At 64.8% G+C, this 19,752-nt stretch carries 21 protein-coding genes; 10 read left to right on the forward strand and 11 right to left on the reverse strand.

Going from position 1 to position 19,752, the window contains the following annotated elements; translation table 11 throughout:
* Positions 1-14: 14 nt before the first annotated feature.
* Positions 15-1,871: a propionyl-CoA synthetase gene (locus QM588_RS08770; RefSeq protein WP_283312653.1), complete on the reverse strand. Its 1,857-nt coding sequence runs from the start codon at positions 1,869-1,871 to the stop codon at positions 15-17.
* Between the two features lie 192 nt (positions 1,872-2,063).
* Here QM588_RS08770 and QM588_RS08775 point away from each other — a divergent pair, with 192 nt between their 5' ends.
* Complete coding sequence (locus QM588_RS08775) at positions 2,064-2,462, forward strand: hypothetical protein (protein WP_283312654.1); 399 nt, start codon at positions 2,064-2,066, stop codon at positions 2,460-2,462.
* A 32-nt stretch (positions 2,463-2,494) separates the two neighbouring features.
* Here the strand turns inward: QM588_RS08775 and QM588_RS08780 are convergent, their stop codons facing one another.
* The 7 genes from QM588_RS08780 to QM588_RS08810 all read right to left on the reverse strand — a co-directional run bounded on the left by QM588_RS08780 (position 2,495) and on the right by QM588_RS08810 (position 7,991).
* Entirely contained in the window at positions 2,495-3,988 is a 1,494-nt protein-coding gene (locus tag QM588_RS08780) for a carboxyl transferase domain-containing protein (protein ID WP_283312655.1), read from the reverse strand.
* Between the two features lie 9 nt (positions 3,989-3,997).
* Positions 3,998-5,197, reverse strand: coding sequence for an ABC transporter permease (locus tag QM588_RS08785; RefSeq protein WP_283312656.1), 1,200 nt, complete (start codon positions 5,195-5,197; stop codon positions 3,998-4,000).
* The gene (locus QM588_RS08790) at positions 5,194-6,087 is read right to left on the reverse strand and encodes an ABC transporter ATP-binding protein (protein ID WP_283312657.1); all 894 of its coding nucleotides are present in this window, start codon (positions 6,085-6,087) and stop codon (positions 5,194-5,196) included. The genes QM588_RS08785 and QM588_RS08790 overlap by 4 nt, the downstream gene beginning before the upstream one ends.
* A 16-nt stretch (positions 6,088-6,103) precedes the next feature.
* On the reverse strand, positions 6,104-6,655 hold the full coding sequence (locus tag QM588_RS08795; RefSeq protein WP_283312659.1) for a hypothetical protein: 552 nt from the start codon (positions 6,653-6,655) through the stop codon (positions 6,104-6,106).
* Positions 6,656-6,659: 4 nt separating this feature from the next.
* Entirely contained in the window at positions 6,660-7,202 is a 543-nt protein-coding gene (locus QM588_RS08800; protein ID WP_283312660.1) for a hypothetical protein, read from the reverse strand.
* On the reverse strand, positions 7,199-7,471 hold the full coding sequence (locus QM588_RS08805; RefSeq protein WP_027495945.1) for a helix-turn-helix transcriptional regulator: 273 nt from the start codon (positions 7,469-7,471) through the stop codon (positions 7,199-7,201). The genes QM588_RS08800 and QM588_RS08805 overlap by 4 nt, the downstream gene beginning before the upstream one ends.
* Before the next feature lie 64 nt (positions 7,472-7,535).
* On the reverse strand, positions 7,536-7,991 hold the full coding sequence (locus QM588_RS08810; protein WP_283312661.1) for a MarR family winged helix-turn-helix transcriptional regulator: 456 nt from the start codon (positions 7,989-7,991) through the stop codon (positions 7,536-7,538).
* A gap of 41 nt (positions 7,992-8,032) precedes the next feature.
* Between QM588_RS08810 and QM588_RS08815 the strand changes: the two genes are divergently transcribed.
* The 3 genes from QM588_RS08815 (at position 8,033) to QM588_RS08825 (ending at position 10,406) form a co-directional block, all read left to right on the forward strand.
* A complete protein-coding gene (locus QM588_RS08815; protein ID WP_336620062.1) occupies positions 8,033-8,902 on the forward strand; it encodes an alpha/beta fold hydrolase in 870 nt (289 codons plus the stop codon).
* A gap of 83 nt (positions 8,903-8,985) precedes the next feature.
* Positions 8,986-9,393, forward strand: a complete 408-nt coding sequence (locus tag QM588_RS08820) for a hypothetical protein (protein WP_283312662.1) — start codon at positions 8,986-8,988, stop codon at positions 9,391-9,393.
* Positions 9,394-9,524: 131 nt separating this feature from the next.
* A complete protein-coding gene (locus QM588_RS08825) occupies positions 9,525-10,406 on the forward strand; it encodes a DDE-type integrase/transposase/recombinase (protein ID WP_283312663.1) in 882 nt (293 codons plus the stop codon).
* 44 nt (positions 10,407-10,450) lie between these two features.
* Here the strand turns inward: QM588_RS08825 and QM588_RS08830 are convergent, their stop codons facing one another.
* Positions 10,451-12,082, reverse strand: coding sequence for an ABC-F family ATP-binding cassette domain-containing protein (locus QM588_RS08830; protein WP_283312665.1), 1,632 nt, complete (start codon positions 12,080-12,082; stop codon positions 10,451-10,453).
* Between the two features lie 57 nt (positions 12,083-12,139).
* Between QM588_RS08830 and QM588_RS08835 the strand changes: the two genes are divergently transcribed.
* Both QM588_RS08835 and QM588_RS08840 read left to right on the forward strand, forming a co-directional pair.
* The gene (locus tag QM588_RS08835) at positions 12,140-12,988 is read left to right on the forward strand and encodes an aldo/keto reductase (RefSeq protein ID WP_063216894.1); all 849 of its coding nucleotides are present in this window, start codon (positions 12,140-12,142) and stop codon (positions 12,986-12,988) included.
* 63 nt (positions 12,989-13,051) lie between these two features.
* Entirely contained in the window at positions 13,052-13,879 is an 828-nt protein-coding gene (locus tag QM588_RS08840; RefSeq protein WP_283312666.1) for a uroporphyrinogen-III synthase, read from the forward strand.
* 4 nt (positions 13,880-13,883) lie between these two features.
* On the opposite strand, the gene QM588_RS08845 is transcribed toward QM588_RS08840, so the two are convergent.
* Positions 13,884-14,957, reverse strand: coding sequence for an NAD(P)-binding domain-containing protein (locus QM588_RS08845; protein WP_283312874.1), 1,074 nt, complete (start codon positions 14,955-14,957; stop codon positions 13,884-13,886).
* A gap of 55 nt (positions 14,958-15,012) precedes the next feature.
* Here QM588_RS08845 and QM588_RS08850 point away from each other — a divergent pair, with 55 nt between their 5' ends.
* The 3 genes from QM588_RS08850 to QM588_RS08860 all read left to right on the forward strand — a co-directional run bounded on the left by QM588_RS08850 (position 15,013) and on the right by QM588_RS08860 (position 17,942).
* Entirely contained in the window at positions 15,013-15,744 is a 732-nt protein-coding gene (locus QM588_RS08850; RefSeq protein WP_283312667.1) for an enoyl-CoA hydratase, read from the forward strand.
* Complete coding sequence (locus QM588_RS08855) at positions 15,741-17,075, forward strand: ammonium transporter (RefSeq protein ID WP_283312668.1); 1,335 nt, start codon at positions 15,741-15,743, stop codon at positions 17,073-17,075. The genes QM588_RS08850 and QM588_RS08855 overlap by 4 nt, the downstream gene beginning before the upstream one ends.
* 192 nt (positions 17,076-17,267) lie before the next feature.
* A complete protein-coding gene (locus tag QM588_RS08860; RefSeq protein ID WP_027495954.1) occupies positions 17,268-17,942 on the forward strand; it encodes a hypothetical protein in 675 nt (224 codons plus the stop codon).
* Positions 17,943-18,009: 67 nt separating this feature from the next.
* Here the strand turns inward: QM588_RS08860 and QM588_RS08865 are convergent, their stop codons facing one another.
* On the reverse strand, positions 18,010-18,957 hold the full coding sequence (locus QM588_RS08865; protein ID WP_283312670.1) for an alpha/beta fold hydrolase: 948 nt from the start codon (positions 18,955-18,957) through the stop codon (positions 18,010-18,012).
* A 196-nt stretch (positions 18,958-19,153) separates the two neighbouring features.
* Here QM588_RS08865 and shbA point away from each other — a divergent pair, with 196 nt between their 5' ends.
* Positions 19,154-19,735 (forward strand): RNA polymerase sigma factor ShbA, encoded by a 582-nt coding sequence (gene shbA / locus QM588_RS08870; RefSeq protein ID WP_283312671.1) that lies wholly within the window; start codon positions 19,154-19,156, stop codon positions 19,733-19,735.
* Positions 19,736-19,752: the final 17 nt, after the last annotated feature.

A 19,752-nucleotide genomic window follows, 5' to 3' on the forward strand; every position in this document is an offset into this window, starting at 1 on the left:
ACGCGCACGACGGGTCAGCGGCCGAGTAGCTTTTCCAGCGCATCGAGGACCGCGGGATCCTCGATGGTCGACGGGACCCCGTACTGCTCACCGGCGACGATCTGCCGCATCGTCTTTCGAAGTATCTTGCCCGAGCGGGTTTTAGGCAGAGCTCCGACGATCGTCACATCGCGGAAGGTGGCCAGTGCGCCGATCTGGTCGCGGACCATGGCCACCAGTTCGGTGCGCAGTTGTTCTTCGGTAATCTGCTCGCCGGCCTTGAGAACGACGTACCCGCTGGGGCGCTGGCCTTTGAGGTCGTCGTGGATGCCGATCACCGCGCATTCGGCGACGGCGGGATGGCCCGCGAGCACCGCCTCCATCGACCCGGTGGACAGGCGGTGGCCGGCGACATTGATGACGTCGTCGCTTCGGCCGAGTACGTAGACGTAACCGTCGGCGTCGATGTAGCCGGAGTCGCCGGTGAGGTAGTAGCCGGGGAACGTGTCGAGATACGAACGCTGGAAACGTGATTCGTCGTTCCACAGTCCGACCAGCGCGCCGGGCGGCAGTGGCAGTTGCACGACGATGTTGCCCTCGGTGCCTGCGTCCACGGGATTGCCGGACGCGTCGAGGATGCCCACCTGGAACCCCGGTACCGGCACGGTCGGCGACCCGGGTTTGATCGGAAGTGGTTCCAGCCCCCGAAGATTGGCGCAGATCGCCCACCCGGTCTCGGTCTGCCACCAATGGTCGACGACCGGTCGATCGAGGGTGCGTGAAATCCACTCGTAGGTATCGGGATCGAGGCGTTCACCGGCGACGAACAGTGTCTCCAGCGAGGACGTGTCGTATTTCTCGAGCTCGGCGGCGTGGGGATCGACCTTGCGAATGGCCCGCAGCGCGGTCGGCGCGGTGAACAGGGCCCGCACACCGTGGTCCTGAATCACCCGCCAGAACGCGCCGGCATCGGGAGTTCCGACGGGCTTGCCCTCGTAGAGAACCGTTGTGGCACCGGCGAACAGCGGTCCGTAAACGATGTACGAGTGTCCCACCACCCAGCCGACATCGGACGCCGTCCACATCACCTGCCCGGGCCCCACGTCGTAGATGTTGCGCATCGACCACGTCAACGCCACGGCATGACCGCCGTTGTCGCGCACCACGCCCTTGGGCTTCCCCGTCGTGCCCGACGTGTAGAGGATGTACAGCGGATCCGTCGCGGCCATCGAAACCGGTTGTGCGGCCGAGGCGTCGGCGATGAGAGTGTCCCAATCCAGCCACTCGTGATCGCCGGGAATGCCCTCTCGCGATTTCACGATCACGGCCGGTGTGTTCGCCGTCGTGAGCGTCAGGGCGCGCTGCACCAACGGCAAGTAGTCGATGACGCGACCCGGCTCGAACCCACCGTTCGCGGTGATCAGAAGCACCGGCTCGGCGTCGTCGATGCGGGCCGCGAGTTCTTTGGCGGCGAATCCGCCGAACACCACCGAGTGCACGGCACCGAGTCGCGCACACGCGAGCATCGCGACGACGGCTTCGGGAATCATCGGCAGGTAGATGACCACGCGGTCGCCCGGTCCGACGCCCTGCGCGCGGAGTACCCCGGCGAAGCGCGCGACCTGGTCGAGTAGTTCGGCGTAGGTGTAGCTGCGAGTGAGTCCGAGCATCGCCGAGTCGTAGATCAGCGCGGTCCGGTCGCCGTGTCCGGCGTCGACGTGCCGATCGAGTGCGTTGACGCAGGTGTTGAGACGGGCTCCAGGAAACCACTGCGAGCCGTCGAACGCCGTGGTGGGTGGGGTGTCCCAGTCGACTCCAGCCGCGGCATCGAGCCAGAACTGCTCGCGGTTGTCGACGCTGCTGTCGAAGGCCTGCCGATACTCGCCACTCATGTCTGCGAGCGTAGTTCGAGGTGGGTTGGTCCGGGCCGGGTTGCGCACTACCGGCGACGACCGGCGGAATCCCGTCGACCGGCGGTCGTTGCGCGCAATCGTGCCCGGTCTGCGTCAATATTCACGGCCGGGGCGTCAAGATTGCGTCAACACCTCTGTCCGACGCCAGCGCCCGGCGCAAGACTTCTTCTCATGACTCTTGTGGACATACTTCCGTCTCTCGGTGCCGCCTACGTCTCGCGGTGCGATCCAGCGCTCTGGCCGGCGGACACTCACTGTGTGTGCGGCCGCATCACCGTCGACGGCGTTGCGTTGGAGGATCTGGCCGACGCCGAGGGCACTCCGGTGCAGTGGGGCTCGATTCTGGTGACCCGGGTGCGATCGGTCATCGCCGGCGAGGTGGGTGTCGACGCCGAGTTCGGTGATCTACAGCAGGCCGTGGTGGTCAACCGGCATTCGGTGGGTGCGGTGGTCAAGGTCGATGTGCACGGTCCGGGGCGCCGGTGCGTGAGCCCGGTGGAGCTACCCGCCGACCTGCGTGCGGGCGACGTGTTGGCGCTCGTGACCTCGCAGGTGCGTGAAAGTTCGTAGCAGGGGTCACTTAGCACGGGTCGAGTTTCCACTCACAAGGTGACCCCGAGAGTGCGGTAGCGGCCGAGTCTCGCACTCGTCCGAGCTGCCGCTTCGAGGGTCGACAGCTCGCGTAGTTCGCGGACAATGGCATCGGCTATGCGACCGGAAAACGCGGCCGGTTCGTCGGCCGCGTCGGGGAGTTCGGGAACGATGGCGTCGACGATGCCGTCGCGCAGCAGGTCGACCGACCTGATGCCCTGGGCCTCGGCCATATCCGGGGCGTGGGCGGTGTCGCGGTGCACGATGGCACTGGCACCCTCGGGCGGAAGTGGTGCGAGCCAGGCATTCTGTGCACACAGGACTCGATCGGCGGGCAGCAGTGCGAGCGCCCCGCCGCCGGTGCCCTGGCCGAGAAGCACCGACACCGTCGGAATGTTCACGGTGACCAGATCGGAGATCGAGCGCGCGATCTCGGGTGCCAGGCCGCCCTCCTCGGCTTCCTTGGACAGCGCTGCGCCGAATGTGTCGATGACGAGTACCAGAGGTAGCCGGAGTTCCTCGGCCAGGCGCATGCCGCGCCGAGCTTCTCGTAGTGCGGCGGGTCCCATCGTTGCCGTGGCGGTGCTGCTGCTTCGGTCGTTACCGAACAGCACACACGAGACACCGCGAATTCGGCACAGCGACAGAAGAATCGACGTGTCCGCCTCGCCCTGGCCGGTGCCGCTGAGCGGAACGTGCTCGGCCGCGGCATGTTCGATGATCTGCCGAATCCCCGGACGATCGGCGCGGCGCGAAGACTGTACCGAGTGCCAGGCCGATTGCTCGGGAATGCTCGTAAGTCGCTCTTCGGGAACGTCCGCCCACACGGATGCGTCGACGATCACTCGCAGCGTACGGATCAGCAAGTGACGCAATTGATCGACCGGCACCACACCGTCGATGACCCCGTGTTGGTACAGATTCTCGGCAATCTGGACACCATCGGGAAATGGCTTGTCGTACAGGGCCTGATACACCCGCGGGCCGAGGAACCCGATGAGGGCCTCGGGTTCGGCGACGGTGACGTGGGCCAGAGAACCCCAGGATGCGAATACGCCCCCGGTCGTCGGATTGCGGAGATACACCACATACGGCAGGTGCGCCGCTTTGTGTGCGGTGACGGCGGAGGCGATCTTGACCATCTGCACGAAGGCCAACGTTCCCTCCTGCATGCGCGTGCCGCCAGAGGTCGGGGAGGCGATGAGCGGCAGCCGCTCGGTCGTGGCACGTTCGATCGCAGAGGTGATGCGCTCGGCCGCCGCGACGCCGATCGATCCGGCGAGAAACGCGAACTCGCAGGCAATGATTGCGACGCGTCGGCCGTCGATGGTGCCCTCGCCCGTCAACACCGATTCGTCGACGCCACTCTTCTCGCGGGCCTTGGCCAGGTCGCGCTGATAGGAGTCGTTGGGGTGGACGTTCAACGGGTCGGAGTCCCAGGACACGAACGATCCGCCGTCGAGAACGGAATCGAGAATCTCGGCGGCGGATGTCCGTGGGCTCATGGCTGAACCCTAGCGAGAAAACGCTTCCTTCCACGAGACGGTCTTGCCGATTCGAAGGATGGAACGCTGGTAGATCTTTGCTGCACCCATCGCCAGGATCGCGGTGGTGACGATCATCAGGACTGCCGAGCCGACGATCTGTACTGGCGAAGTAACGCCGGCAGCGATGCGCAACGGCATCATGATCGCAGAGAACGGGGGAATCCAGCTCAACGTGTTGGCAAGGGTGCTCTCCGGATCGCTGACGGAATAGAAGGCCGCGAAGAACATCGCCATGATCAGGATCAGCAGCGGCATGGTCGTCGAGTTCACGTCCTCCTGCCGCGAGACCATCGAGCCGCCGGCCGCGTAGAGCACCGCGAAGAATGCGAAGCCCAAGATGAACCAGGCCAGCGTTGCCGCGAAGACGCTCAGCGCGGCACCCGTGACCGTGAGGACTCCCGTACCCAGTCCTGCTCCCACGCCGGCGATTCCGTAGAGCGCGAGCTGCAGGATGCCGACCGCGCCGATACCGAGGATCTTGCCCCACAGCAGCTGCAGGGGGCGGACGGTGGAGAGCAGCAGTTCGACGACTCGCGAGGACTTCTCCTCGACTACACCCATCGCGACGTACATTCCGAAACCGATGATCTGTGCGTACAGCAGGAACACGGCGGACAGGGCCAGGGCCGTCCGCTGACTGGCTTCGGGGTCGGGCGGATCGATCGCGTCGACGGTGACCGTTGCGGCGCCCGTCCTTGCGGCGAGCTCGTTCTGATCGACACCCTGTTGCGCCAGTGCAGTATTGGTGGCCTGCGTCGCGACACTGCCCTCGACGACGGCGCGCAACGTGCCGGTCAGTTCGGACTCGGTGACGGCGGTGTATGCGCCTGCGGTTCCGTCCGGAACCAGCGCCACATCGAGATCCCCGGATTCGACGCCACTGCGCGCGGCCGCCGCGTCGGCAACGTCACGGACCTCGACGGGGCTGCCGACAGCGTCCCCGGTTGCCTCCAATACCGTTGCGATGGACTGGTCCCCGGCGACGCCGATGACGTCGCGCTCTTCGTCACCGCTGCCGGAGAAGATCGAGAATGCGATGATGCCGCCGACGATGACGGCCAGGATGATCACGTTGCTGATGACGAAGCTCTTCTTCATCACCTGAACGGTGAACTCGCGCTTGGCTATCAAGGACACTGCGCTGAAGGAGTTCAGTTGGGAGCTCATGCCACTACCGCCTCTCGGAACAGGTCGCTCAGGGAAGGTTTCTGGATTGAGAATTCGTGTACCGGTCCGGTCGCGAGAGCGGCCCGCAGGACTTCTTGATCATCGGCTCCCGGTGCCAGCCCGAGAACGGTGACGCCGTCGCTGTGGCCGAGAGTGCTCACTCCGGCGATGCCCGACGCCCATCCGGGCGCAGCGTTCGGTGCGTGGACGTGCAGGTGCGAATCTCCTGATCCGCGTAGTTCGTCGACGGTACCGACGGCTTTCATCGAGCCGGCGGCGATGATGCCGACGCGGTCGCACAGGCGTTGCACCAGATCGAGTTGGTGGCTCGAGAACACCACCGGCACTCCGGCAGCGGCCTTTTCGCGGAGAACTTCGCTCATGACGTCGACGGCGATGGGGTCGAGGCCGGAGAACGGTTCGTCCAGCACGAGAACAGCCGGGTCGTGCACCAGCGCGGCCGCCAGCTGCACGCGCTGCTGATTCCCAAGGCTGAGCGCGTCGACAGTGTCGTTCACTCGCTCGTCGATGCCGAGACGTTCGGTCCAGCGGACCACGGCGGCTTTGGCCTCCTTCGACGACAAGCCGTGCAGTTCGGCCATGTACGCCAGTTGCGGGCCGACCTTCATCTTCGGGTACAGGCCTCGCTCCTCGGGCATGTAGCCGATGGTCCGACGGACGTCGAGGTCGACGGGCTTGCCGCCCAACAGAACCTGGCCGGAATCTGCCGACAGGACTCCCAATGCGATGCGCATCGTGGTGGTCTTTCCCGCGCCGTTGCTGCCGACGAACCCGAACAGCTCGCCCGGGCGGACGTCGAAACTCAGGTTGTCGAGGGCGATCTTGTCGCCGTACCTCTTGGAGACGGAGTCGATCGTGAGGGTGCTCATGGTGCCCTTTCGGTCGTTACTTCGGGTCGAAATCTTCGGTGTCTTCTGGTTCGGGGTCAGGAGTTATCCACGCGAGAATGATTGCCGGGGTCGATATTCCGATCATCAGTGCCGCGAGAGTCCAGCCGCCGCCGGCGTAGGCGAGACGGGGGAGGTCCGGAAAGGTCGTGGACAGGACGATCAGCGCGAAGGCCGCAGCCATGACCAACCCCTGCGTGACGGTGAGGCCGATGGATCGAGCTTCGTTGCGCTGCTGTACTTCCCATTCGTCCAGTGCTCCGACGGGCGCATCGCTGTGGCGGCCGGAGACCGTTTGCAGAGCGGTCCAGATCGGTATGAAGATGAGTGCGGCGGGAATCCAGGCGATTGCGGCCCACGAGAAGAACAGTGTCGAGATGCTTATGACGAGGAACGTCAGGTCGGCAGCAATCACTGCGATGGCGAGAATGCGGCGACGATGCTGCGTCCGCCACTTCGGTAGCCAATGTCTGGTGTTGGCGTCGTTCTCCAGGAATCGCCGGGTGCGATAGGCCTGATAGCGGGTGAGGATGTCGGGTTGCGGGGTCATGGTCTCAGCCGTCCTCGGGGTCGGGGCCGGGAGTGCTCCACGCGAGAAGTATTGCGGGAGTGGTATTGCCGGCCAGCAAGGCGATCAGAATCAACGCGCCGCCAGATATTCCGAGGTTCGTCGAGACGAATACCGATCCGATGAACAAATACCCCGCCGCTGCTGTGCCCAGCCATTGAGTGACTCTCAGGCCCGTGGACCTGGCTTCGTTGCGGCGCTGGATTTCGAATTCGTCCAATACTTCGTCCAATACTTCGTCCGGTGCTTCGGCGCGTCGATCGGAGACGATGCCGAGTGCGATCGCGGCGAAGGCGAACGCGATGTAGCACAGAGCCCACAGTGCGATTGCCCAGTCGAGTACTGGTTCCATAAAAGCGAACACCGTAGCGACGACGAGCGTCACCACCATCGCGGCGACGAACCTTCGACGCCGTTTCAGGGGGCGTAATGCCGGAAGTCGGCGTGCCAGTTCGCTGTCGTTCTCCAGAAACGACTTCGTACGGGCTTCCTGATAGCGGGTGAAGATGTTGGAACCGGGCGTGTTCATCGATCCTTTTCCTTTCGGAAGAGTTCGGCCGAGAGTGGTCCGAGTTCGGTGCGTGAGAACACTGCTTCGATCGGCAGATCGAAGACGTCGCAGATGCGCATCGCGAGGTCCAAGCTCGGGTAGTGGTCGCCTCGTTCGAGGGCGCCCACGGTCTGGGGGTTGACTTCGACGAGTTCGGCCAGTTGCGCGCGGCTCATCTTTCGTTCTGCCCGCAGAACACCCACCCTGTTGAAGATCGGGAGCGCGGTACCGCGCTTGACGGGGCTCATGACAATGAAGTGTTGTATAAACCCAACGATGTGTCAACCAGTGCGAACAAAATGGCTGATTTGTCTACGGGGTCTGCTGCTCCCGAGTGGAGGCAACGATGGCACGCATCGTCATCAGAAACTCGTCGATCGTTGCCCGCTGCTCGGGTGTGAAACGCGCCAGCTCGTCGACTGCTCGGCCGATGACGGGGCCGAAGAATGTCGTCCCGAGTTCCGACGCATGCGCGGTCACGCGCAGCAATACTCGCCGGCGATCGGATGGGTCTGCTTCGCGTGACACCAAGTCTCGCTTGCTCATTCGATCGATCAGGGCAGTGATCGACGCGGATTCCAGGCCCAGCTGTCCGCCGAGCCAGCCGGGTGTGGCACGCGTTCCGGCTCGGTCCGCATCCAGTAGGCAGATCAGCGCGCGGATGTCTGTCGGGTGAAGTGAGTGCTTCTGAGCGAAGTCTGCGCCGAGGAGATCGAGCTCGACGGTGAGCGCTCGCAGCTGATGCACGGCGGCGACAGGTTCGGTCATGTGCTGATCCCTCGAGAGATGCTGGACGAGATGTCTCTCTATTGTCTACTATCTCGATCATCGAGAGAATAGGGGTACCAGCGACGCTCGACGGATTCTTCACCGCCTACGACCGGGTGCTGCAGAAGTGGCCGGCGGATACCCAAGCAATCGACGTGAACACGGTGCACGGCACCACGCGAATCAACGCCTGCGGACCCGTCGACGGCCCGGCATTGGTGTTGCTGCCGGGCGCGGGTGCGACGTCGACCGTCTGGTTCGCCAACGTCGAGGCACTCTCGCAGCGATATCGGGTGTACGCGGTCGACCTCATGGGCGATGTCGGGCGCAGTGTTCCCGGTGAGCAGCTCATCGACTCCGTGGTCGAGCTGCTGAACTGGGTGACAGCGGTGCTGGATGAACTGGGCCTTCGAGCTGTGGCACTGTGCGGCCATTCCTACGGCGCGATGATTGCCCTGGCGTACGCCTTGCGCAACGAGAGCCGCGTCGATGCCCTCACGCTCCTGGATCCCAATGCTAGCTTCGGCTCCATGAGTCCGCGGTATCTGCTGCATGCCCTGCCGATATTGCTCGCTTCCAACGAGAAACGGCAGCGAGCTTTCGTCCGATGGGAAACCGATGACGCGCAGTTGGATCCGGATTGGCTCGACGTACTTGCTCTGGGAGTCGCGCATGCTCCGACCACAAAAACCATTGTTCCGAAACGGCCGAAACCTGCTGCGTTCGCGAACTTCGGTGTAGCGACAACCGTGGTGCTGGCAGGGAATGGCAAGGTGCACAATGCCGCTCGGATCGAATCTGCGGTCCGAACCGTCCTGCCTGCAGCGCGGACCGTGATACTCGACGGAGCCACACATCACACGTTGCCGATGCGTCCCGCCGCCGAGGTGAACGAAATCCTTTTCAGTTGACGAAAATCGGGTGCAGCTGACCGCGCTGACCCTCTTTGCCAGGCTGCTTGTGAGTCGAGATCAAGTGGCGGAGGAGAGTCGTGATGACGGTCGATACAGGTTTCACCGGGGAACAGATCCGACAGTTTGTGTTCGAGTACTGCGGTCTGCGGCATGGGCAGCGTGGCGCGTGGATGGAGGCGCGTCCGCATATCTCGAAGCGAATGATGGCGCGCTGGCGTTCAGCTGTCTTCGACGGTGATGTGGACCGCGGGCTGGTTCCGCGTCAGACTGGGGCCATGCACGTAGCACCAGGTGATCGACAGTCGTCGATGCAGCGTCGGGAGATCGACCGAGCCCGCCATGAAGAGGAGTTGGAGCGCCGAGACGCCCGAATCCGGCAACTCGAGGAGACCAACGAACTGCTGGGAAAAGCTATCGGGCTTTTGCACGCGATGAACGTGCCCGAGCCCGCCGACACCCCGACGAAGAACGATCCCATCGATTCCTGACTACCGAGAACACCCTCGTCCGCGAGCTGACGTCGTCGGCCGGTTCGGTGCGCAGTGCCCTGACGGTAGTGGGGCTCTCTCGCTCGACGTGGCACTACCGCCACAGTCCACGTCCTGCGGTCGAACAGCCTGTGCATCAACGAGATCGGCGGTACTCGAATCGCATCGACAGCATCGATCGAGTTCAGGTCGAAGCGTTGATCGTCACCGGATGGGAGGCCGGCAACTCGGTCGATCACTCCTTCGCCACCGCCTGGGACAACGGAACGATGATGGCGTCGCGTCGCTCGTGGTGGCGCATCGCAACAGCGGTCCTCGACCAACGCAACCGCCCGAAAACACCGACCAAGAAGAGCACCCGCACCCCGCGACGGATGCCCGTCCACACCGCTACCGCACCCGGTCAGGTGTGGAGTTGGGACATCACCGATCTGCACTCACCGTGGCGCGGTGCATCGTTCAAGGCGTACTCGATCATCGACATCCACTCCCGGTTGATCGCAGGGTGGCGCGTGGAGGAACGAGAGAGCGATCACCTCGCCGCGGAGATGTTCGAGACGGCCATACAGCGTTACGGCGCACCGTTATTCGTCCATGCGGACTCCGGTGCAGCGATGCGCTCGAACACCCTCAGAAACTGTCTGACCGCACACGGAGTCCAGCTCACGCACAACCGGCCGTACGTCAGTAACGACAATCCGTTCTCCGAGTCCGAGTTCCGGACCATGAAATACCGGCCGAACTACCCGGGCATCTTCTCCGACATCGATGCCGCCCGCGGACACCTCACCGACTACGTCCACTGGTACAGCACCGACCACAAACATTCCGGCATCGCACTGTTCTCACCCGCAGACGTGCACTCCGGGAACTGGCGACAGTTATGGACCGACCGCGATCGCGCCCAACAGGCCTACTACGACCTGCATCCCGAACGGTTCCGAGCTCGTCCACACACACCCCGGCCCGCATCGAGCGTGGGAATCAACAACAACCGACTCCAGACAGCTTGACATCGAGCGTGAGCGCGGTCAGCTGCACCCGATTTCACTGCGACCTACAGCTCCGACAACTGCCCGTCGGCCATCGTCCAATGACGAGTGCTGCGAACGGTGTCGAGCATTCTGCGGTCGTGGGTCACCAGCAACAGCGTGCCCTCGAAGTTCTCCATCGCGCGTTCGAGTTGTTCGATGGCAGGCAGGTCGAGGTGGTTGGTCGGCTCGTCCAACACCAACAGGTTCACGCCGCGGGCCTGCAGCAAAGCGAGTGCCGCTCGGGTTCGCTCACCGGGCGAGAGCGAGGACGCCGGCCGCAGTGCATCGTCGCCGCGCAGCCCGAACTTGGCCAGCAACGTCCGGACCTCGGCGTCGGGCCAGTCCGGAACTGCGGCACTCAATGCGTCGGACACCGTGCCGTCGCCGACGAAATATGCTCGCGCCTGATCGATTTCACCGATTGCCACACCCGAACCCAATGAGGCCGTTCCCTCGTCCGGGTCCAACCGGCCCAGTAGTACCGACAGCAACGTCGTCTTGCCGGAGCCGTTGGGTCCGGTGATCAGGATGCGATCGCCCCAGTCGATCTGCGTCGTCACCGGGCCGAACGTGAACTCTGACCGCCGCACGAGAGCGCCGCCCAGAACTGCAACGACGGTTCCGCTGCGAGGAGCGGCCGCAATCTCCATTCGCAGTTCCCATTCCTTACGGGGTTCCTCGACCACCTCGAGTCGCTCGATGCGGCGTTGCGTCTGACGGGCTTTCGCAGCCTGCTTCTCTGTCGACTCGGCGCGGGTCTTGCGGGCGATCTTGTCGTTGTCGGTGGCCTTGCGTCGCGCATTGCGCACCCCCGACTCCATCCAGTTCCGCTGCATCTGCGCGCGAGACTCCAACGCCGACTTGGTGTCTGCGAACTCGTCGTACTTCTCCCGTGCATGCTGGCGCGCAATTTCACGTTCCGCGAGATAGGACTGGTAGCTGCCGTCGTACACATCGATGCGGCGCTGCGCCCGATCGAGCTCGACGACGCCGGTCACCGTCCGAGCCAGAAACTCGCGATCGTGACTGACGACGACGATGGCCGCCCGCGTCGCGACGACGAATTGTTCGAGTTGCTCGAGGCCCGCCAGATCGAGGTCGTTGGTCGGCTCGTCGAGCAGAAGAATGTCGTAACGCGCGAGGAGAATTGCGGCGAGACCGGCGCGGGCCGCTTGCCCACCGGACAGATCCGTCATCAGCGCAGACCCGTCCACATCCAGGCCCAGATCCGCAAGTACCTTCGCCGTGCGCTCCGCCAGATCCGCGCCGCCGAGGGCCAACCATCGTTCCAGCGCAGGGGTGTAGAGGTCGTCGTCACTCGAACCCAACGCCTCGGCGGCTGCGTTCATGGAAGCTTCGGCCGAAGTGACCCCGGTCCGCCGGCCGAGGAAATCCAACACCGTCTCCCCGGCGATGCGCTCGGGCTCCTGCGCCAGATAACCGACGGTTGCGTCGGGCGGGCTGGTGTAGATCTCACCCTCGTGATCGGCCGTTCCCACGCCCGCCAGCAGCGTCAACAGCGTCGATTTACCGGCACCGTTCGCCCCGACGAGCCCGATCACGTCACCCTCGGTCACCGTGAGGTCGAGCCCGGAGAACAGAGTTCGATCGCCGTGGAAAGCGGCCAGATCGTCGATGCGGAGCGTGGCAGTCACCGGACCAGTATCCCCGGGACCGGGAACAGATTCACAGCGCCGTCCGTTGGCATTCGTATGACGTATTCAGCCGAGACCAGTACTGTCCCGACCATCGTGCTCAACGACGGCACGTCGATTCCCCAGCTCGGGTTCGGTGTGTGGCAGGTTCCCGACGACGGTGCCCAGGCCGCAGTGTCCGAGGCGTTGAAGGTCGGATACCGCAGCATCGATACCGCCAAGGTGTACGAGAACGAGGCCGGCACCGGCAAGGCCATTGCGGAGTCCGGAATCGCGCGCGACGAACTGTTCGTCACCACCAAGCTGTGGAACGACGATCAGGGCTACGACTCCACCTTGAAGGCCTTCGACGCCAGCATGGATCGTCTGGGCCTCGAATACCTCGACCTGTACCTGATTCACTGGCAGCAGCTCGATCGCGACAAGTACATCGACACGTTCAAGGCGTTTCAGAAGCTGAAGTCGGACGGCCGCATCGGTTCGATCGGCGTCTCGAACTTCACCATCCCCACGCTCGAGAAGCTGATGGACGCCGTCGGTGAGGTCCCGTCGGTCAATCAGATCGAACTGCATCCGCGCTTCATCCAGGAAGAACTGCGCGCCTTCCACACCTCGAAGGGCATCGCCACCGAGGCCTGGAGCCCGCTCGGCTCCGGCACCGTTCTGGACGATCCGGCCTTCGCGCCCATCGCCGAGGCACACGGCGTCACCCCGGCCCAGGTGATTCTGCGCTGGCACATTCAGCTCGGCAACGTCGTGATCCCCAAGTCGGTCACCCCCGAGCGCATCGCCAGCAACTTCGACGTGTTCGGCTTCGAGCTGAGCAACGACGAAATTCAGCAGATCAATGCTCTGGACACCGCCGACGGCCGCACCGGCCCGGACCCGGACAAGTTCAGCAGCTGATGTGAGCGGAACTTCGTAACCCACTACGAAGTTCCGCTCACATAGGGGGCCTAGTCTGTACCCATGTCGGAACCGCTCGTAGGCAAGACCGTTGCCCTCACCGCCGAGCGGCGCGCAGACGAATTGGCCACCATGCTCGAACGCCGCGGCGCGAACATCGTTCACGCCGCGGCGATTCATGTTCTGCCCCTGATCGACGACTCGGAGCTGAAGTCGGCGACCGAGGGCATCGTCGAACGTCCCCCGAAGATCGTGGTGATCAGCACCGGCATCGGTTTCCGGGGCTGGCTCGACGCGGCAGCCGACTGGGGTATGCGCGACGACCTCCTGACCGCACTGGGTCACACGCGAATCATTGCCCGAGGTCCCAAGGCGCGCGGAGCAATTCGCGGCACCGGGCTTCGTGACGAGTGGTCGCCGGCCACCGAGGCCTCGCAGGAAGTGTCCGATCACCTTGCCGCCGAGGGTGTTTCCGGTGCAGACATCGCCGTACAGCTGCACGGCGTCATCACCGAATGGGAACCGACGATTCACCTGAGCGATGCGCTGAGTGAACTCGGTGCGCATGTCCGACCGATCCCGGTGTACCGCTGGATCCGCCCCGTCGATCAGGCCCCACTCCTCGACTTGTTGTCGCAGATCATCGAACATCGAGTGGACGCAGTGACGTTCACGAGCGCTCCCGCCGTCGCCTCGCTGCTGTCGACGGCCAAGGACAACGCCATGCTCGACGCCTTCCTCGCCGCGCTTCGAGGCCCCGTCGCCGCGATCTGTGTGGGGCCGGTGACGTCGGCTCCGTTGGATGCGTTGGGCGTTCCGACGTCGATGCCGAGCCGTGCGCGTCTCGGTTCCCTGGCCAAGTTCGTCGTCGAGCAGCTCTCCTCGCCATAAGGACTCAGCCCAGCGTTTCGAGTATCTCCGTCACCGCTGCGCGCCCGGCCCGGTTGGCCCCGATCGTGCTCGCGGACGGGCCGTACCCCAGCAGGTGGACGCGATGGTTCGCGGCCACCCGGGTGGTCAGCCTGCCGTCCATGACGATCCCGCCGCCGTGCCCGCGCAGTCGCAGCGGAGCGAGGTGATCGAGGGCGCTGCGAAATCCGGTGGCCCACAGGATCACGTCGGCGTGCTGGGTCGAACCGTCCTCCCACACAACGGAGTCGGCGGTGATCGAGGAGAACATCGGCTTGCGTTCGAGAGCCCCGCGCTCGCGGGCGGCAGCCAGTGACGGCGTGAGCAACAGACCGGTCACCGAGACGACCGAGCCCGGCGGCAGGCCTGCGCGCACCCGCTCCTCGACCATGGCAACGGCTTTGCGTCCGGCGTCGTGGTCGAACTGGCTGTCCCGGAACACCGGCGGTCGACGCGTGACCCACGTCGTGGTGGTCACCTGCGAGATCTCGTCGAGCAGTTGCACGGCCGAGATGCCGCCGCCGACCACGACGACGTGTTTGCCGACGAACTCGTCCGCAGTTCGGTAGTCCTTGGTGTGCAGTTGCCTACCGGTGAAGGTCTCGGCCCCGTCGTAGTGCGGAACGAACGGCTTCTCCCACGTTCCGGTCGCATTGATCAGTCCCTCGGCCATGACGACCGTATCCCCGGCCTCGACCCGAAAGAGTGGTTCGCGGTCGCACACGACGGTCACCGTGACGGGGCGTCGGACATGCAGTTCGAAAAGTTCCTCGTACGCGCGGTAGTACCGGGGAACCGCGTCGGCTGCGGCGATGGACTCCGGTGGTTCGTTCCCGAGCGTGTCGGCGAACGGCATCCCGGGCAGATCGTGGACTCCGTTGACGGTGCTCAGCGTCAGGGATGGCCACCGGAACTGCCAGGCACCGCCAGGTCCGGGGGAGCGGTCGAGCATGACGAAGCCCGCACCTGCGGCAAGTCCGGCCCGCCGGAGGTGGTAGCCGGCCGAGAGCCCGGCCTGGCCGGCACCGATGACAGCAACCCGAGTGTCGATCACGAGTATCAGTAGATCAGGCCCCGCCCTGTGACCGCCGCTACCAGCCGGTAACCTGCTCGGCGTGATCGGACACACTCGTGACGGCGATGTCGTCATCCTGGAATTGCAGCGGCCGGACAAGCGCAATGCGCTGAGCACGGATCTCTGTGTCGCGCTACGACGCGAGGTCGAGCAGGCGGACGCCGACGACGCGCGGGTCGTGGTGATCACCGGGCAGGGCAGTAGTTTCTGTGCCGGTGCCGACCTGACCGGAGATGCGTTTCCCGACGCGTTCGGCGAGACGCTGGAAGGCATGCTCACCGCCATCGAGCGAGTGTCCGTTCCCGTCGTGGCGGCGATCAACGGGCCTGCCGTCGGGGCGGGCACGCAACTTGCCATTGCCTGCGACCTGCGGGTCGTCGCACCCGAGGCCTTCTTCGAGATTCCCTCCACGCGTCTCGGAATCGCAGTGAGCAATTGGACGATCAAGCGGCTGGCGTCGTTGGCCGGCGGCGGCGTGGCGCGCACGATCCTGCTCGGCGGCGAACGGGTGCACGCCGATCAGGCGTACACGTGCGGCCTGGCCAACAAGCGTGGCGATCGCGATGTCGCCTTGCAGTGGGCGCACTCGATCACCGCCCTCGCCCCCCTGGCACTGCGACACCTCAAGCTGGTGTTCAACGACGACGGCGCGCACGACGATCCGACGCCTGCACAGCGCGCGGCATTCGAGGCCGCGTGGAGCAGTGCGGACATGAAGGAAGCGCGCCGCGCGAGAGCCGAGAAGCGCGCACCGAAATTCGTGGGCAAGTGATCAACGGCGCGCCCGACGCGGGCGATACGGCGTGGTTGTTGGCCAGTACTGCGCTGGTACTGCTGATGACGCCGGGCCTGGCCTTCTTCTACGGCGGCATGGTGCGCTCGAAGAGCGTGCTGAACATGATGATGATGAGCCTGTCGGCCATCGCCGTCGTGTGGCTGCTGTGGTTGGTGTTCGGGTTCTCGATGGTGTTCGGCGACAACGTGATCGGCGGCTGGATCGGAAACCCGTTGCAGTACGCCGGTTTCGAGGGTTTGCTCGGCGGGGTGTACACCTCCGCGGCGGGCGCGGTGTCGATTCCGTTGGTGGGAACCGTTCCGGCGCTGGTGTTCGCAGCGTTCCAGGCAGGATTTGCCATGGTGACGGTCGCGCTGATCTCCGGTGCCGTCGCAGACCGGATGCGTTTCGTGCCGTGGGTGCTGTTCGCAGCCCTGTGGTCCACGCTGGTGTATTTCCCTGTTGCGCACTGGGTGTTCTCGCTCGACGGCCTCACCAGTGAATTCGGCGGGTGGATCACCAACAGGCTCGGTGCGATCGACTTCGCCGGTGGCACGGCCGTGGAGATCAACGCGGGCGTGGCCGGACTGGTGCTGGCCCTTGTGGTCGGCAAGCGGAGCGGGTGGCCGCGAGATCCCATGCGTCCGCACAATCTTCCGGCCGTCATGCTCGGAGCCGGACTGCTCTGGTTCGGCTGGTTCGGGTTCAATGCGGGCTCGTCGTTGGCGGCGGACGGCGTCGCCGCAGTGGCGCTGGTGAACACGATGGGTGCCGGCGCGCTGTCCATGGCCGCCTGGCTCGTCGTCGAGAAGTGGCGGGACGGACATGCGACGTCGTTCGGCGCGGCTTCGGGTGTGGTGGCCGGACTCGTCGCGATCACGCCGTCGTGCACTGCCGTCACACCGATCGGTGCAGCGGCGATCGGCATCGTCTCGGGCGCGTTGTGCGCGTTGGCGATCGGCCTCAAATACCGCTTCGGGTACGACGATTCGCTCGACGTCGTCGGTGTGCACCTCGTCGGTGGCATCGTCGGCACGTTGATGATCGGGCTCGTTGCCAGTGCGCAGATGCCGGCGGGTGTGGACGGTCTGTTCTACGGCGGCGGCCTGCATCAGCTGTGGGTGCAGGCGATCGCGGTGGTGGCGGTGTTCGCGTACACGGCAGTCGTCACCACCGCTGTCGCGTTCGCAATCAAGGCCGTCATGGGCGTGCGCGCCGACGCACAGCACGAGGCCGACGGCCTGGACGAGCACGAGCATGCCGAGTCCGCCTACGACTTCGGAGTGGGCCACGGCGGCAGCAACAAGCCTGGTCTTTTCGGTAAGTAGGGACAACCCGTGCGCGCCCTTTACGAACCGATCGGTCGCTGAAAGTCGTTCTGTCCCTTTCGGGTTGATGCGATCGATCGTTGTTCGATTCGACCCCGTTCGTTCATCTTCGGTTCGCTCTTCACGCTCGTTGTGCCCATAGCTTTTCGCTGCTCGGTATCGAGAGATGGACACGACGAAAGACTGAGGAACATGAAGCTGACTCGATTCGCGGCAACGTCCGCATTGGTCATTGCAGCGATGACGACCGCCATGGGCACCGCCTATGCGGATCCGGCCCCGGCTCCCGCCGCTGCCGTCGGGTGGAACGTCACCCAGGCCGGCAACCAGGTCCTCGTCGACACGACGGCCGGCACCCTGAGCAACGAAGACAACCACCTGGTCGTCCGTGACGCCAACGGCGCACTCGTCGACTCCGTACCGCTCGCCATCGCCGCCGACGGATTCTCGCACCCCGTCGCTGCCGACATCGACGGCAACCACGCCACCCTGACCGCTGATGTCTCGCCTGCCGCGGCAACCCCGGTCTCCACCTCCCTCCCCGGCCTGCAGCAGGTCGACCTGCCCGCCGCAGTCGCAGGCGTCAAGGACAACCTCAGCCTCACCGCCTCTGTCGGTGGATTCCTCGGTGCTGCAACCGGAATCGTCGGCGGATGCATCCTCGGAATCATCACCGGAGTCGTCGTGACCGCGCCGGTTGCAACTCTTCTCGGAGCAGGCCCCATCGGCGGCTGCGTCATCGGCGCGATCGCCCTCGGTGCCATCGGATCGCTCGCCGGCACCTCTGCCGGTGGCCTCGGCGCAGTCATCGGTAACGCCGGACAGTTCATCCAGCTGCTCAACGCTCCTCCCGCAGTGAAGAAGTAACACCGCCTCGACAACAGTGCTGTGGCCCGCATCGGATATCCGGTGCGGGCCACAGTCGTCGAAAGGTCTAGCGAGCCAGGGCGAGATCCCCCACGTGAGCTCGCCGAGCTGCCGTCACGAGTTCGACGATGGCGTCCGCCACCTCGCGTGCTCGTTCGAGAATCACCATGTGTCCGGCCTGCGCGATACGTACCAACCGTGCGTCGGGCAGGTGGGAGGCAAGGGTTTCCGAGTGTCGCATCGGCGTCATCAGGTCGTCCGAACCGCACAGCACCAGGGTGGGAATCGAGGCCAGCGCGGCCAGACCGGCCACTTCGTCGAGTCCGCGGAACGCGCCGAGGAAGCCGGCCATCGTCACGATGGACGTATCGCCGAGCATCGCCGTTGCCAGCGTGACCACCCGCGGGCTGACTTTGTGGGAGCCGCATCCCGCTGTCCTGACGATGGGGGCGCAGACCCCGCGACTGAGCCGCTTGGCACCCGACATCAGTCGAGGGGCGCGTCGAACAGCTGCCTGAAACGCCGACACGGCCGGATGCGCGAGGCAACTACCGAGGCCGTCATCGGTGATCCCGCCCGCGGATGTCGCGATCAACCCGACCCCGACGAGGCGCGATCCGACGGCATCCGGGTACTGACGCGCGTAGGAAAGCGCCGTCATGCCGCCCATCGAGTGTCCGATCAGAACGAACGGCCCGACCGGTACGACAGCGCGGATCACGTCGGCCAGGTCCTCGCCGAGTTGATCGATGGTGCAGCTGTCCGGCGTTGCTGCACCGGATTCGCCGTGGCCGCGATGGTCGTACAGAACGATTCGCGTGTCCTCGCCCCACACAGCCTCGACGTGGGTGCGCAGCTCTGTCCACGACTGCATCCGCAGGCAGTGTCCGTGGACGAACACCACGGTCAGAGCCGCATCGGGGTGTCCGAACTCGCGCACTGCGAGCGTGGTGCCGTCCGCCGCGGCGACAGTGCTCCGGCGACCGACCAGATGGTTCTGCTCACTGGTGTTCATGTGCGCTCCGGAGTGTCAGGGTCACGTGATGCGACGTGGATGTTGACCGGTACGTCGCTCGGACGACACACCGTGTTACCTGAGTCACATTTTTCTCGAATGTGGTAGCCGATTCGACCAAGCCGAACGGTCGGCTGTGTCGAAGTACTGGTGAGCGTTCAGGTGAGGGCGCGCGTTGCCAAGAAGGAGATCGGCCATGAGCACTTCCATGGACACGCTCGAAGACGTCGTACCGCGGGCCGTTGCGGGCGACCGTGCCGCACTCGAACGCGTACTGGTGTTGATCCAGCCTCCGATTCGTCGCTATTGCGCCTCGCGGATCGGCAATCTCGATGTCGCGGCCGACGACGTGGTGCAGGACGTCTGCCTCGCTCTGGTCACCGCGATTCCCAAGTACCGCGACATGGGTAAACCGTTCATGGCATTCGTCTACGGAATTGCTGCTCACAAACTGGCCGATGCCGGTCGCCGATCGGCTCTCCGGCAGTCGTTCTCGACGGCCGAACTCCCCGAGGAGGCGTCGGGCGAGGACGGTCCCGAGCAGGTCGCGCTCGGCGACGAACTCCGCTCCCATGCGCAGGCCCTGATGAACACCCTGCCCCCGAAGTACAGCAAGATCATCCTGATGCGAGTGGTGTGGGGCCTGACGGCGCCGCAGACCGGTGAAGCTCTGGGAATGACGGCCGGAGCCGTGCGGGTGGCCCAGCACCGGGCGATGAACATGCTGCGCGCCGAACTGTCGAACTTCTCGTTGCTCGATACCCGCGCAGCCGCCTGACTTTTCCGCCGCGAGGC

It is taken from the genome of Rhodococcus sp. IEGM 1354, assembly GCF_030056855.1.
Lineage (GTDB): Bacteria > Actinomycetota > Actinomycetes > Mycobacteriales > Mycobacteriaceae > Rhodococcoides.